Here is a 13,654-nt window from a genome sequence, read left to right as displayed (position 1 = left end):
CGGTTCGGCCGGTTCGTGTCGCGCCGCATTTTGCTAATGTCGCAAACAGGCGGCAAGCTGGCCCCGGCCCGGCTATATTCGGGCCAAATTACCATTTCGGAGTCACGGGATATGGCAGAGTTTCCGGCAAAGGCTAAGGTCGTCATCATCGGCCTTGGCGGCATTGTGGGCGCGTCGGTCGCCCATCACCTGATCGAGCGCGGCTGGGACGACATCGTCGGCATCGACAAATCGGGCGTCCCCACCGATATCGGCTCGACCGCCCACGCTTCCGATTTCTGCTACATGACCAGCCATGATTTCCTGTCCTGCTGGTCCTCGCTCTATTCGATCGATTTCTACGACAAGATGGGCCATTACGAGCGCATCGGCGGGTTGGAAGTGGCGCGCGTCGGCGATGACGGCCGCATGGACGAGATCAAGCGCAAGGTCGCCTCCGCCAAGGCCTTCGGCACCCGCGCCCGCCTGGTCGATCCGGCCGAGATCAAGAAGAAGTTCCCGCTCATCGAGGAAGACAAGGTGCAAGGCGGTCTCTGGGACCCCGATGCCGGCCTCGTCATCCCGCGCTCGCAGACGGTCGCCGGCAAGCTGGTCAACCAGGCGGAAGCCGCCGGCAAGCTGAAGATCTTCACCAACACGCCGGCGAAGTCGCTGGTGATCGAGAATGGCCGCATCAAGGGTGTCGTCACCGATCGCGGCACCATCATGGCCGATTACGTGGTGGTCTGCGCCGGCCTCTGGGGCCGCCTCATCGCGGAAATGGCGGGCGAGGATCTCCCCGTCATGCCGGTCGATCATCCGCTCTGCTTCTTCGGCCCCTATAACGAGTTCGCGAATACGGGGAAGGAGATCGGCTGGCCGCTGCTGCGCGACCAGGGGAATTCCGCCTATATGCGCGATACCGGGGATCCCAAGACCTCGGAAGGCGGCATGATCGAATGGGGCTATTACGAGGAGAAGAATCCGCGCCTCTGCCATCCGCGCGATCTCCTCGAAAAGGAACAGGCACGCCTCTCGCCCTCGCAGCGCGATCTCGACATGGAGCAGATCATCGAGCCGCTGGAGCGCGCGATCGAGCTGACGCCGATCCTGGCCGAGCTTGGCTATGAAGAGAAGCGCTCGTTCAACGGCCTCCTCCAGGTGACCACCGATGGCGGCCCCTCGATCGGCGAAAGCCAGAAGGTGCGCGGCCTGTGGTATGCGGTCGGCATCTGGGTGAAGGACGGCCCCGGCATGGGCAAGCTCATCGCCGATTGGATGACCGACGGGCGCACGCCGATCGACCACAACAAGATCGATTTCGCCCGCTTCTACCCGCATCAATTCGACGAGAAGTTCATCGAAGGCCGCTGCGGCGAGGCGGCGCGCAAGATCTACAACCCCGCGGTTCATCCGCGCGAACCCTACGATACCGGCCGCAATGTCCGCCGCTCGCCCTTCCATGAGCGCGAGAAGGAATTGGGCGGCTATTTCATGGAACTGGGCGGCTGGGAACGCGCCCATGGCTACAAGGCCAACGAGCATCTCCTCGAGAAATACGGCAACCGCGTGCCGGTGCGCGCGAATGAATGGGACAACCGCCATTTCTGGCGCGTCTCCAATGCCGAACACCTCGCCATGAGCGAGGATTGCGGCATCGTCAACCTGTCGCATTTCGCCATGTTCGATATCGAAGGCCCGGACCATGTCGAGCTGATGGAATGGCTGTGTGCTGCAAAGATCGGCGGCGATGCCAATATCGGCAAGGGCATCTACACCCATTTCCTCGATGACGAGGGCATGGTGCGCGCGGATTTCACCGTGATCCGCATGGCCGATCGTATCCGCCTCATCGACGGCGCCGATGCCGGCCCGCGCGATTTCCACTATGTTCGCCGCGTGGCCGAGGACAAGGGCTACAACGTCACCGTGACCGACGTCACGTCGAAATTCATCACCATCGGCATCTGGGGCCCCAATGCCCGCGTCACGTTGCAGAAGGTGGTCGCGGACCCGGCGGGCCTCGAACCGGCAGCCTTCCCCTTTGCCGCGATCAAGCAGATCCAGATCGGCGGCAAAAACGTCACCGCCTTCCGCATCTCCTATGTCGGCGAGCAGGGCTGGGAACTCCACATGAAATACGAGGACGGCCTTGCCGTCTGGGACGCCCTGCGCTCGACCGGTGTCATGGCCTTCGGCGTCGAGACCTACGCGAACTCCCGCCGCATGGAGAAGAGCCTGCGCCTCCAGAACGCCGATCTCCTCACCGAATACAACCTCATCGAGGCGGATCTCGCGCGGCCGAAGGTCAAGGAAGCCGATTTCCGCGGCAAGGCGAAGCACCTCGAATACAAGGCGCGCGCCAACCAGCCGGCCATGCTCTGTACGCTGGTGATGACCGACAACATCGACAAGAAGGGTGTCGCCCGCTATCCCGTCGGCATCCTCCCCGTGATGGATCCGGCGACCGGCGAGACCCTGGTCGACGAACTCGGCCGCCGCTCCTTCACCACCTCGATCGCCTACGGCCCCACGATCGGCAAGAACATCGCGCTTGCCTATCTCCCCTGGTCGTACTGCCAGGAGGGCCGCAAGCTCATCGTCGAATATTTCGGCGAGACCTATCCGGTGGAGGTCGTTTCGATCGGCTACAAGCCGCTCTACGACCCGGAGAATCTGAAGCCGCGGACGTGAGGTCTGGTCTTTAGGTCTTGAATGCGAAACGCCCCGGTTGAAAAACCGGGGCGTTTTTATCAGCCGCTTAATTGTGAAAAAATGGGATGTCTCACGCTGTTGTTGCTTGTAGCATGAACCCCCTAACGACTCTGGGGACGCGTTGGTGATGAGTGCCAAAATCGAGCGATCACGACCGCCTGTGAATGAACTCCGCAATAGCATGCTCCGATTCTTCCATGCTATTGGCTTACTTGCCGCCGCGGTATTGTTTCTGGGTGCAACATCGGCATCGGCGCAATCTGATCACAACGACCTTACCGGGTCTAATCTCGACGCGTTCATCGACTATGTAGTCTCAGCAACATCGCAAGGCAGAGGCCTTTCTGTACTTCCGTCTCCCGACACGGAAGAGGCCTCCTTCATTCGCTGGAGGAAGGACCGACTCCTCTTCCTCACGATAGAATCTCCCAACACAAGCGAGAGAGTGGTCAGTCGGGATTTGCGTCTCCAAATGGAAACCGCGGCCACAGCTGGGGTTGATGTCGCTTGGTGCCAAGTACGAATTGCTGACGATTTAGATGACCTTCCGCCTTGTGCAAAGCGGGCGGCTGCAGATTTAGTCGTCGTATACCCACACTCCGAAGAGGATTTGGGCGATATTGAGCGGATTCTTCTGCACCTGACCTATGCTTCGGACCATGCAGAGATTGAGATTATAAAGGAGTTCAAGAGGCTCAGTGAACGAGCTTCGGAGGGCTACTGCCTAGGCAGAATAATACATCGAGATAATGTCATAGAGGCATCACTTCTGCTGGCCGATACGGTCGATAGCGCCGCACATGTTCGCTGCGCCGCGTTCTATTCCTTCGCCTCTCTCGGTGTCTGGCCTGCGGAAATGAAGGCAGTCTTTCGAGGAGAATCTGATTCCTTGCTGTCAGATCGCAGTTCTGGTTTCAATCCCACGATGGTACTTCGATTCCTGTATAGCCGCTATGTTTCTCACGGAATGACCCGGAAGCAGTACAGGGATGCAGTTCGAACCTGGAGGGAAGCATACTGATGAGAAATCCGTCAGTTTGAGAATTCACTATCCTTCCAAGATGTTCACTCTTCCAACATCAAGACGAAATCCACCCGTCTCATTTACCAACAAACTCGTGGATGATCCGCCTGCGCGGACCATGACAACTTGGGGCAGGCACAACTTGGGGCAGGCTTAGATGAAGGAACGCACCATGCCCCCGCGCCGTTTCCCCGCCCCGCTTCCATCAGCCGCCGTGCGCGGACGATGCTCAACGCAGCCCCCGAGATCATGGCGCGGCCGACGGATCTTGCTTCGTTGCAGCAGCGGCGGAAGGAGACTTATGCACTTTATGCGCCGCAGGGGGTGAAATGGTGCGCGAAGTTGGGTGGGGTCACGGAAGACGTTGAGCTGGGTGGCGTGCGGGCGCAGGTGGTGTCGCCGAAGGAAACGCGCTCCAAGGATGTCGTGCTCTATTTCTTCGGCGGCGGCTATGTGCAGGGATCGCCCGAGGAGGATCTCTGCATCACGGCGACGATCGCCGACGAGGCGGGCTGCCGTGTTTATGCCCCCGCCTACCGGCTGGCGCCGGAGCATCCCTATCCGGCAGCGCTTGAAGATGCGCTGGCGAGCTATCGGGCGCTCATCGCCGCGCATGGCGCGAACGCCGTGACCGTGATGGGGGAATCCGCCGGGGCGGGCCTGGCTCTCTCATTGATGATGGCTGCGGCGCAAGCGGGCCTCGCATTGCCGAAGAAACTGGTGCTGCTCTCGCCCTGGTCGGATCTCACCGCGACCGGCGACACGATCAGAACGTTGCAGGGGATCGATCCCTGGCTGGATTACGCGGCGACGCTGGAGCCGGCGGCGAAGGCCTATGCGCATGGACGCGACCTCGCCGATCCGCTGCTCTCGCCGCTCTATGCCGATTTCCCGCAGGGCTTTCCCAAGACGCAGATCACCACGGGGACACGCGATCTGTTCCTCTCCGATTGTGCGCGGCTCTCCACAAAGATGCGGCAGGCCGGGATCGCGTGCGAGCTCCGCGTCTGGGAAGGCATGTGGCATGTGTTCGAGTATTACATCGACATGCCGGAAGCGCGCGCGTCGCTGAGCGAGATCGCGGGGTTCATTGCGGGGAACTAGAAATTTGCAGTATTCCGAGCCAAGCTGTGCCCATCCCAGCCAACATCATCAGAGTGCAGACGGTCGGGATGTAAAAGCCGATATAGCGGCGGACACTCCAGTTGCAGTGCCCATCCTCGATCAGCTCTTTGTCTACTTCGGTAACCGGATGCAATTTGCCCGACTCTTTAGATCTTTTCTTGAGAATCCAGATGATCTTGTCGAGCTTGACCTGTGCTCGATAAAGCGTCGGCAGGAACATCATGAGCAGGATCGCTCCCACGCTCAGTAGCAATTGCAAATGTAGCTGCTCCTTAACCTGTACCGCGCTGCCAATCACGATCGCAAAAACCAGCATGAAGAAGTTGAAGCGTTGATTCAGCAGATTCTCCATGAACTCTCGTTCGTCGCTCATTGACCATTCGGACGCTGGGTTTCCTGTCATTTGTTCTGTGGTCATCACGCTTCCTGTCGTTTGTTTGTTGCGACTATGGAAGCGAGGGATGAGATAAAATTCCGTTAATGGGCAGGGTACTCCGCAGCCCGCGAGAGCGCGTGGCGTGGCAGTGGATGCCCGGATCAAGTCCGGGCATGACGTCATAGAGGTGTGGCACCCTCAATGCAGCGCGCTGTGCTCGTCGCCGGTGCGGTGGGGAAAGGTGAGGCCCATTTCGCCGAGGGTGGCGACGGCCTGGGTGAGATAGCGGAGCGCGCGTTCGGCGCGGTTGGGACCGCAGGGGGCGGGGAGCTGGCTGCGCAGGAGCGTCTGGGCGGCGGTGAGTTCGCCGTCGGCGGCGAGGCGCAGGAAATCCAGCATCAGCATTTCGTCGCCATCAAGGCCGAGACAGCCGGGATGGTGAAAGCGCCAGGTCTTGTCGGGCGCCGCGGCGAGGATGCCGAGGCAGGCGTTTAGATCGGCCAGGGCATCGTCGAGGGCGGAATCGATCACCTGAACCCGGCGCTGGATGGGGTGGCCCAAGCGCGATTGCGCCGGCTCCAGGGATGCCAAAAACGCAACCCTCCAATCCTCAACACGACCCGCGTTGCCCGGCGCCCCCGCCGGCATCTGCCGCCTCTGCGCCCAGAGACGGATGGCGCGGACCAGCCAGCGTTCGGCCCGGTCGAGATTGAGGAGCAGGCGGCGCGGCTGCCCCTCCCCTTCTTTTTCGGCCAAAGACAAGGAGTTGATACCTGAACGCGCCATCTCAGCCAGTTTCCCTCTTGCGATCTCACCCGAGTGGTTTTTCTATTGCAGTTGCAACTCATTCGCAATAGACAAGAACAATGTCGATCCTGGCACGGGCAATCCACAGTTTTTGCCGTGGGAATCCAATGTCATGGGTGATTGAAATCGCGCCGCTTCCCGGTTAGACAGCCCGGTCCGCGGCTTTATGCTGCGCTGCGTTATCCACCCCGGCCGGTTAGGGTCGGTGCGCTGTTTTGATGTGAAGAGCCAAAGGTAAGAGACCCAGATCATGAGCAATTTGCTGCAGGCGGAAGTCACCGACGTGCATCACTGGACGGACCGGCTGTTTACCTTCAAGACGACCCGGGACCCCGCCTTCCGCTTCGCCAGCGGCCAGTTCACCATGATCGGCCTCGAAGTGAACGGGAAGCCGCTGCTGCGCGCCTATTCGATCGCGAGTGCGGCTTATGAGGACATGCTGGAATTCCTGTCCATCAAGGTGCCGGACGGCCCCCTCACCTCGCGCCTTCAGCATCTGAAGACCGGCGACAAGATCCTGGTCGGCCGCAAGGCCACCGGCACCTTGCTGCCCACCAATCTGCTGCCGGGCAAGCATCTCTATCTGCTGGGCACCGGCACGGGCCTCGCCCCGTTCATGAGCCTGGTGAAGGATCCGGAAGTTTATGACCAGTACGAGAAGATCATCCTGGTCCATGGCGTGCGCCATGCCAACGAACTCGCCTATGCCGATTTCCTGGAAAAGGAATTGCCGGCCCATGAGCTGATCGGCGAGTTGGCGCGCGAGAAGCTGATCTATTACCCGACCGTGACGCGCGAGCCCTTCAAGCATAATGGCCGCATCACGCATCTCATCGAGAGCGGGAAACTTTTCGACGATATCGGCCTGCCGCAGCTCAACGCGGAAGAAGACCGCGTCATGCTGTGCGGCTCACCCGCCATGCTGGCCGATCTCCGCCCGCTGTTCGAGACGCGTGGCTTCTCGGAAGGCAGCGTCGCCCAGCCCGGCCATTACGTGATCGAGAAGGCCTTCGCCGAGCAGTAAGCGCGCTTACGCCGCGACATTGATGATGTGATCGCCGGCGCGGATATTCCGGGCCGGGATCGGCGGAGTATCGAGGAGGCGCCGGTAGAGCGGCGCAAAGTCCTGCGCCATTGCGCTAAAGAGCTCGTCATAGCTTTCCAGCACGAAATAGGTTTCCTGGAACGCGTCGATGCGGAAATCGGTGCCCATGACGCGCGCGAGATCGAAGCGCAGGCGGTTGGGTTTCGGTGAGGTGACGCTGTATTCGGTTTCCGTCGCCGAGGAGAGCATGCCGGCGCCATAGGCTTTCACGGCCCCCTCTTCCCGGATGAGGCCGAACTCGACCATGTACCAGAAGAGCCGCGCCAGGATTTTGGTGGCGCCCAGCGCCATCGCCTCCTCGCCCTTGCGGCCATATTCCTGGAGATAATCGGCGAAGACCGGCTGCGTGAGCAGCGGCAGGTGACCGAAGAAATCGTGGAACACGTCGGGCTCGACGAGATAGTCGATCTCGTGTTCCTCGCGCAGCCAGACGGTCACCGGAAAACGCCGTGCCGCCAAATGACGGAAGAAGGCGTCGTCGGGAATGAGGCCGGGCACAGCGACGATCTCCCAATCGGTGAGTGCGCGGAGGCGCTGGCTTGCCAGATCGAAATCAGGGATTCCGTCGGCGGCGAGATCGAGATGACGCATGCCGTCGATGAAGGCCTGTGCCGCATGCTGCCGCGCCACGGCGGATTGCCGCCGGTAGAGGCGGCGCCAGAGATCGTGCTGGGCGGGCGTATAGGCGGCCATGTCCTGGGCGATGGTGAAATCGGGCGCACAGCCTGTGTAATCGCCGCGCAACTTTTCCTGAGTGGCGATCCAGGTCGCGGCATCGTTCCGGTGGGCCGTGTTCAGCATGGCGGGACTCCTCAGTTCGCCCACATATGATCCCACCGATCCCTGAGTGGATGTCGCCAATTTCGCCTGCATAGGCGACAATATTGGCGAAATCCGCTAATATATCTCGAAATATGAGGGAGATTTATCCATGGGCGATCTCGATGCGATGGATGTGAAAATGCTGCGGGTATTGCAGCGGGACGGCCGGATCTCGACCACGGACCTTGCCGCCGAGATCGGCCTCTCCCCCACACCCTGCGCGCGGCGCCTCAAGCGCCTGGAGGATGAGGGCTATATCCGCGGCTATCACGCGCGGCTCGATCCGAAGAAGGTCGGCTGCGGCTTGCAGGCCTTCGTGCAGGTGCGCCTCGGCGATCACACGGAAACGGTGGTGGCGGAATTCCAGGCCGCTCTGCTACGCCGCCCGGAAGTGGTTGCCTGCTACGCCGTCACGGGCAGCAGCGATTTCCTGATCCATGTCATGACGGCCGATCTGGACAGTTTGAGCGACTTCACCACGCGAGCACTTTTGCGCCTGCCCGGCATCCGCGACACGCAATCCAGCATCGTGCTTTCGGTGGTGAAAGCCGAGAGCGCCGTGCCGCTCAGCGGGTGACGCATCCCTTCGCGCGCACCAGACGATCCAGTTGCGCGAGGCCGCGGTCGCTGATGCCGAGCCCCAAGAGATGTTCGTGGGTCGCATGGAGGTATTCGGCGTTGGAGCCCACCGGGCCGCAGGCGCGGGCGATCATCTCGGCGGCGTAATCCATCGAATGTGGTTTGAGATAGCGGTCGTTGCCGCGATTGGCGACGAAGGTAATGGCGCGCAAGGGACCCTCGGCCGTTTTCAGCCGCGACCAGCGCGGGCGGTAGCCGCCGGTCACCATCTCGCGTTTCCAGAGGCCCTTGAGATCGGTCTCCGCGCTCGCGGCGTCGAGGCGGAAGGCCATGCCGCGGCAAAGCCCGCCGCGATCCAGAGCCAGCATCAGACCCGGGCATTCCTCGGTGCCGCGGAAGCGTTTCATGACGAGGCAGAAGCGGCGGTGATAGCCGATGAGGGTCGCGAGTTTCTGTTCGACGGATTGGAAGGCGGGGCGCCAGAGCAGCGACCCATAGCCAAAGATCCAGATGGGGGCGCCTGGCTCGTGCTCGGCCAGGATGGCGTCGAGGGAAGCCTGGCGCTCGGCATCCGTCAGCCAGCCGGGAGCGGGCTGATCCGGCCAGTATTCGGCGGGGTCGAAGAGCTTGTCGGCGGGTGTGGAATCATCAGTCATGGGCCTCGATATTAGCCAATCTCCTGGCTTGAAGCAGCGGCCATAAAGCCGTAGATTGAAAGCAGATATATAGGAACCTTTATATGAGGTTTCGCCTATTTTTCCGAGGAAATTCAAATGAGTAACCGATTCCTGCGGCTCCTGGCCGAGAAGCCGTTCCTGATGGCCGATGGGGCCACCGGCACCAATCTGTTCCAGGTCGGCCTGCAGGCGGGCGATGCGCCGGAGATGTGGAATTTCGACCATGTCGACCGGATCGAGGCCTTGCACCAGAGCTTCGTCGATGCGGGATCGGACATCATCCTCACCAATTCCTTCGGCGGCACGCGCTACCGGCTGAAACTGCATAATGCGCAAGACCGCGTCGTCGAGATCAACCAGCGCGCGGCCGAGATCGCGCGGCGCGTGGCCGACAGGAGCGGCCGCGAGATCGTGGTCGCGGGCTCGATGGGCCCGACCGGCGAATTGTTCCAGCCCTTGGGTGCCCTCTCGGAAGAAGACGGTGTGGCGGCCTTCCGCGAGCAGGCCCTGGCCCTCAAAGCCGGCGGCGTCGACGTGCTGTGGATCGAGACCATGTCGGCGAAAGAGGAAGTGGCGGCGGCCGTGAAAGGTGCCGCGGCGGCGGGCCTTCCCATCGTCACCACGATGAGCTTCGACACGAATGGCCGCACCATGATGGGCCTGACGCCGGCCGATTTCGTGGCCTTCGTGCATACGCTCGATCCGCAGCCGGTGGCTTACGGCGCCAATTGCGGCGTCGGCGCCTCGGACCTCACCGCCACCATCGTGCAGTTGCATGCGGCGGCGCAGGCGGGCGGCTGGACAGGTGACAAGATCATCGCCAAGGGGAATGCCGGCATCCCCTATTTCGAGAACGACAAGATCAAGTACAACGGCACGCCGGAATTGATGGCCGATTACGTGCGCCTCGCCCGCGATGCGGGGGCGGCCATCGTCGGCGGGTGCTGCGGCACCGCGCCGGAGCATCTGGTCGCCATGCGGAAATCCCTGGATCAGCACCAGCCGGGGGCGGCGCCCAGCGTCGAGACCATCATCGCGCGCCTGGGGCCCCTCACCGCGGGTGCTGCCGCGACCCTGTCCGGGGAAGCGCCGGCCGTCTCGAGCCGCCAGCGACGCCGGGAACGCGGCGGCGACGTGGCGTTCTGACGCCCCCTTCATTTGTCGTCATGCCCGGGCTTGACCCGGGCATCCAGTTCCTGCCTTTAGGCGGTGGATCCCCGGGTCTTCGCCCGGGGATGACGGTTGAGACCTTACAGAGACCCAGCAGAAACACCCGAAAATGACCTCCTTTACCGACCAATTGAGCGCCATCGCCGCCAAGGCCTTTGTGGCCCAGGGGCTGGATCCCGCCTTCGGGCAGGTGATCGTTTCCGGGCGGCCGGACCTCGCGCAATTCCAGTGCAACGGGGCGCTCGCGGCCGCGAAGGCGGCAAAGCAGAATCCGCGCGCCATCGCCGAGAAGGTGGCGGAAGCCTTGCGCGCCGAAGCGATCTTCCGCGACGTCTCGCTGGCGGGACCCGGCTTCATCAATCTCTCGGTAACGGACGAATATCTCGCCCAGGCGATGAACCGTGTCGCGGGTGATGCGCGCCTCGGCCAGCCGGTGAAGCAGAAGCCGGAGATGGTGGTGCTGGATTACGGCGGGCCGAACATCGCCAAGCCCATGCATGTGGGGCATTTGCGCGCCGCGATCATCGGCGATGCCATCCGGCGCATTTTCAAATTCGTCGGCGACACGACCGTGGGCGACGTCCATATGGGCGATTGGGGCCTGCAGATGGGCATGCTGATTTCGGAACTGGAAATCCGGCGGCCCGACCTTCCCTATTTCAAGCCCGGCTTCAACGGTCCCTATCCCGAGGCGAGCCCGGTGACTTTGGCCGAGCTTGAGGAGATGTATCCGAAGGCGTCCGGCGATTGCAAAGCCGACCCGGCGCGGCTCGAGCGCGCACGCCTTGCGACCGCGGAACTCCAAGAGGGTCGCCCCGGCTACCGCGCCGTCTGGCAGCATTTCTTCGACATCTCCGTGGCGGCGATGAAGCGCGATTACGGCAATCTCGGCGTCCACTTCGATCTCTGGAAAGGCGAGGCCTGCGTCAACGATCTCATTCCGCCGATGGTCGCGGAAATGAAGGCCAAGGGCATCGCCATCGAGGACAAGGGCGCCCTCATCATTCCCGTGAAGGAAGAGACCGACAAGCAGGACATCCCGCCGCTGATCCTGATCAAATCCGACGGTGCCGCGATGTATGCGACGACGGATCTCGCGACCATCATCGACCGTGTCAATTGCCAGAACCCGGACCGCATCATCTATGTGGTCGATCACCGCCAGGGCCTGCATTTCCTGCAGGTGTTCCGCGCCGCGGTGAAAGCCGGGATCAACGGCAAATCGACCATGTTCCACCTCGGCTACGGCACCATGAACGGCACGGACGGCAAGCCGTTCAAGACGCGCGCCGGCGGCGTCATGCGCCTCGACGACCTCATCCAGATGATGTCGGCCGAAGCGATGGCGAAGCTGACCGAACACGGTCTCGGCGCCGATTACAGCGCCGAGGAACGCGACGACATCGCAAAGAAGGTGGGCGTCGCGGCCTTGAAATTCGCCGACCTCTCCAACAACCCCATCGCCAATTACGTCTTCGACCTCGACCGTTTCTCGCGCTTCGAGGGGAAGACCGGACCCTATCTCCTCTACGCCGCCGTGCGCGTGAAGTCGCTCTTGAAGAAGGCGGAAGCGCAGGGTTTCAAGCCGGGCGCCATTCTTCCGCCGGAGGAAGGCGAGCGCGATCTGATGCTGATGCTGGGGCAGATGCCGGACGCCATCGCCGATGCCTACAAGGAATTGGCGCCCAACCGCATCGCCGATTTCGCCTTCAACCTCGCCCAGGTCTTCAGCACCTATTACAACGCCTTCCACATGCTTTCGGAGAAGGATGAAGCGAAGCGTTCATCGCGCCTCGCCTTGGCCGAACTGGTGTTGAAAGAATTGGAGCTCTGCCTCGATCTCCTCGGCATCGCGACGCCTGAGCGGATGTAAGGCGGTGGCCGGATCGACGCTCATCACCGAGCGGCTGATCCTGCGGCCGTGGTATGCGGAGGACTACGCCCCCTTCGCGGCGTTGAATGCCGACCCGCGCGTCACCGCGACCCTGGCCGGCAACCTCACGCGCGACGAGAGCGATGCCTTCGCGGACCGCATCGCCACGCATATCGATGAACATGGCTGGGGCCTCTGGGCGATCGAGATCAAAGAGGGGGCACCTTTCATCGGCTATGCCGGCCTCTCGCGCCCGCGCTTCGACGCCCCCTTCACGCCCTGTGTCGAGATCGGCTGGCGGCTTGCCTTCGAACACTGGCGCCACGGTTATGCGACGGAGGCGGCGCGCGCCGTGCTGGATTTCGGTTTCAATGTTTTGCGCCTGCCCGAGATCGTGTCCTTCACGACAATCGGCAATACGCGCTCGCGCAAGGTGATGGAGCGGATCGGCCTCGTCCGTGATCCCGCGGGGGATTTCGATCATCCAAGCCTCAGCCCGGACCATCCGCTGCGGCCGCATGTGCTCTATCGGAAGGGGCGGCTTTAGGCAGTTCGCACTTTAATTTGTCATCCCCCGCGAAGGCGGGGGATCCACGAGTTACTTTGATCACTTGCCGACAAACTCGTGGATGGTCCGCCTTCGCGGACCATGACAATGGAAGTGCTGTCAGTGCTCGTCACTTGCGATTCCGCCCTCCCCCCGAAGACGGCATTGCGATCACCCAAATATTGACACTTAGTCTAATTTAGACTATTTACCCAGACATGAGCCGCAAGCTGCCGAAACCGCCGGGTGCGCTTACCCAGCATTTCCCGACCGCCGCCGCCATCGCAGCCCTTCTGGCGCCGCAGGCGGAGGTGGTGATTCATGACCTTGCCAGGGACCGCATTGCGGGGATCTGGAATGCGTTTTCAAAGCGGCAGCCGGGCGATCCGTCGCTGCTGGGGGACGATCCGGAGCTGATCGGCGATGTGGATGTCTATGGACCCTATGAAAAGGCGGGCGCCGATGGCGGGCGGCTGAAATCGGTGAGCGCGGTCCTGCGTGACGAGAGCGGGCGCCGCGTGGGCCTGCTCTGCATCAATTTCGATGTCGGCGTGTTCGACAAGGCGATCGATCTGATGCGGGCCTTCACGCGCGCCGAGAAACCGCGGCCGGAACCGATCTTCGCGCAGGATTGGCGCGAGCAGATCAATCTGGGCATCCGCGCCTTCCTGCAGGAACGGCAGATCACCTTGAAGGCGCTCGACCGCGATGACCGTGTGGCCCTGGTGGCAGCACTCGACGCGCAGAATCTTTTTGCCACCCGCAATGCGGCGCAGCACGTGGCCGATGCCCTCGGCCTCTCGCGCGCCACGATCTACAATCTCCTGAACGACGCGCGCGGCGCGTGAGGATGTG

General features: G+C 62.0%; 13 protein-coding genes. 9 read left to right on the top strand and 4 right to left on the bottom strand.

The annotated features are described in order from the left end of the window. Window positions 1-111 precede the first annotated feature (111 nt). The 3 genes from ACE3PR_RS18825 (at window position 112) to ACE3PR_RS18815 (ending at window position 4,822) form a co-directional block, all read left to right on the top strand. The gene (locus tag ACE3PR_RS18825; protein ID WP_374375193.1) at window positions 112-2,673 is read left to right on the top strand and encodes an FAD-dependent oxidoreductase; all 2,562 of its coding nucleotides are present in this window, start codon (window positions 112-114) and stop codon (window positions 2,671-2,673) included. 148 nt (window positions 2,674-2,821) lie between these two features. Next, window positions 2,822-3,715, top strand: coding sequence for a hypothetical protein (locus tag ACE3PR_RS18820; protein WP_374375190.1), 894 nt, complete (start codon window positions 2,822-2,824; stop codon window positions 3,713-3,715). 228 nt (window positions 3,716-3,943) lie between these two features. Beyond that, window positions 3,944-4,822 (top strand): alpha/beta hydrolase, encoded by an 879-nt coding sequence (locus tag ACE3PR_RS18815; protein ID WP_374375188.1) that lies wholly within the window; start codon window positions 3,944-3,946, stop codon window positions 4,820-4,822. On the opposite strand, the gene ACE3PR_RS18810 is transcribed toward ACE3PR_RS18815, so the two are convergent. Further along, complete coding sequence (locus ACE3PR_RS18810; RefSeq protein WP_374375186.1) at window positions 4,806-5,261, bottom strand: hypothetical protein; 456 nt, start codon at window positions 5,259-5,261, stop codon at window positions 4,806-4,808. The two genes, ACE3PR_RS18815 and ACE3PR_RS18810, sit on opposite strands and share 17 nt — an antisense overlap. A 156-nt stretch (window positions 5,262-5,417) precedes the next feature. Continuing rightward, on the bottom strand, window positions 5,418-6,005 hold the full coding sequence (locus ACE3PR_RS18805) for a hypothetical protein (RefSeq protein WP_374375184.1): 588 nt from the start codon (window positions 6,003-6,005) through the stop codon (window positions 5,418-5,420). 271 nt (window positions 6,006-6,276) lie between these two features. Here ACE3PR_RS18805 and ACE3PR_RS18800 point away from each other — a divergent pair, with 271 nt between their 5' ends. Further along, window positions 6,277-7,050, top strand: a complete 774-nt coding sequence (locus ACE3PR_RS18800) for a ferredoxin--NADP reductase (RefSeq protein ID WP_374375182.1) — start codon at window positions 6,277-6,279, stop codon at window positions 7,048-7,050. Window positions 7,051-7,056: 6 nt separating this feature from the next. Here the strand turns inward: ACE3PR_RS18800 and phhA are convergent, their stop codons facing one another. Beyond that, window positions 7,057-7,932, bottom strand: a complete 876-nt coding sequence (gene phhA / locus ACE3PR_RS18795) for a phenylalanine 4-monooxygenase (RefSeq protein ID WP_374375179.1) — start codon at window positions 7,930-7,932, stop codon at window positions 7,057-7,059. 130 nt (window positions 7,933-8,062) lie between these two features. Between phhA and ACE3PR_RS18790 the strand changes: the two genes are divergently transcribed. Further along, a complete protein-coding gene (locus ACE3PR_RS18790; protein WP_374375176.1) occupies window positions 8,063-8,530 on the top strand; it encodes an Lrp/AsnC family transcriptional regulator in 468 nt (155 codons plus the stop codon). On the opposite strand, the gene ACE3PR_RS18785 is transcribed toward ACE3PR_RS18790, so the two are convergent. Then, entirely contained in the window at window positions 8,520-9,188 is a 669-nt protein-coding gene (locus tag ACE3PR_RS18785) for a gamma-glutamylcyclotransferase (RefSeq protein ID WP_374375174.1), read from the bottom strand. The two genes, ACE3PR_RS18790 and ACE3PR_RS18785, sit on opposite strands and share 11 nt — an antisense overlap. Window positions 9,189-9,305: 117 nt before the next feature. On the opposite strand from ACE3PR_RS18785, the gene bmt reads away from it, so the two are divergent. From bmt to ACE3PR_RS18765, 4 genes are all read left to right on the top strand, one after another. Continuing rightward, on the top strand, window positions 9,306-10,355 hold the full coding sequence (bmt, locus tag ACE3PR_RS18780; protein WP_374375173.1) for a betaine--homocysteine S-methyltransferase: 1,050 nt from the start codon (window positions 9,306-9,308) through the stop codon (window positions 10,353-10,355). A gap of 133 nt (window positions 10,356-10,488) precedes the next feature. Then, window positions 10,489-12,252: an arginine--tRNA ligase gene (argS, locus tag ACE3PR_RS18775; RefSeq protein WP_374375172.1), complete on the top strand. Its 1,764-nt coding sequence runs from the start codon at window positions 10,489-10,491 to the stop codon at window positions 12,250-12,252. Window positions 12,253-12,256: 4 nt separating this feature from the next. After that, on the top strand, window positions 12,257-12,799 hold the full coding sequence (locus ACE3PR_RS18770) for a GNAT family N-acetyltransferase (protein WP_374375171.1): 543 nt from the start codon (window positions 12,257-12,259) through the stop codon (window positions 12,797-12,799). Window positions 12,800-13,017: 218 nt separating this feature from the next. After that, window positions 13,018-13,647 (top strand): transcriptional regulator, encoded by a 630-nt coding sequence (locus ACE3PR_RS18765; protein ID WP_374375169.1) that lies wholly within the window; start codon window positions 13,018-13,020, stop codon window positions 13,645-13,647. The last annotated feature ends 7 nt before the right edge of the window (window positions 13,648-13,654 follow it).

The sequence above is a fragment of the Dongia sp. genome, assembly GCF_041909655.1.
Lineage (GTDB): Bacteria > Pseudomonadota > Alphaproteobacteria > Dongiales > Dongiaceae > Dongia.
The sequence above is the reverse complement of the archived record's forward strand: the minus strand, read 5'-3'. Positions and strand labels throughout refer to the sequence as shown.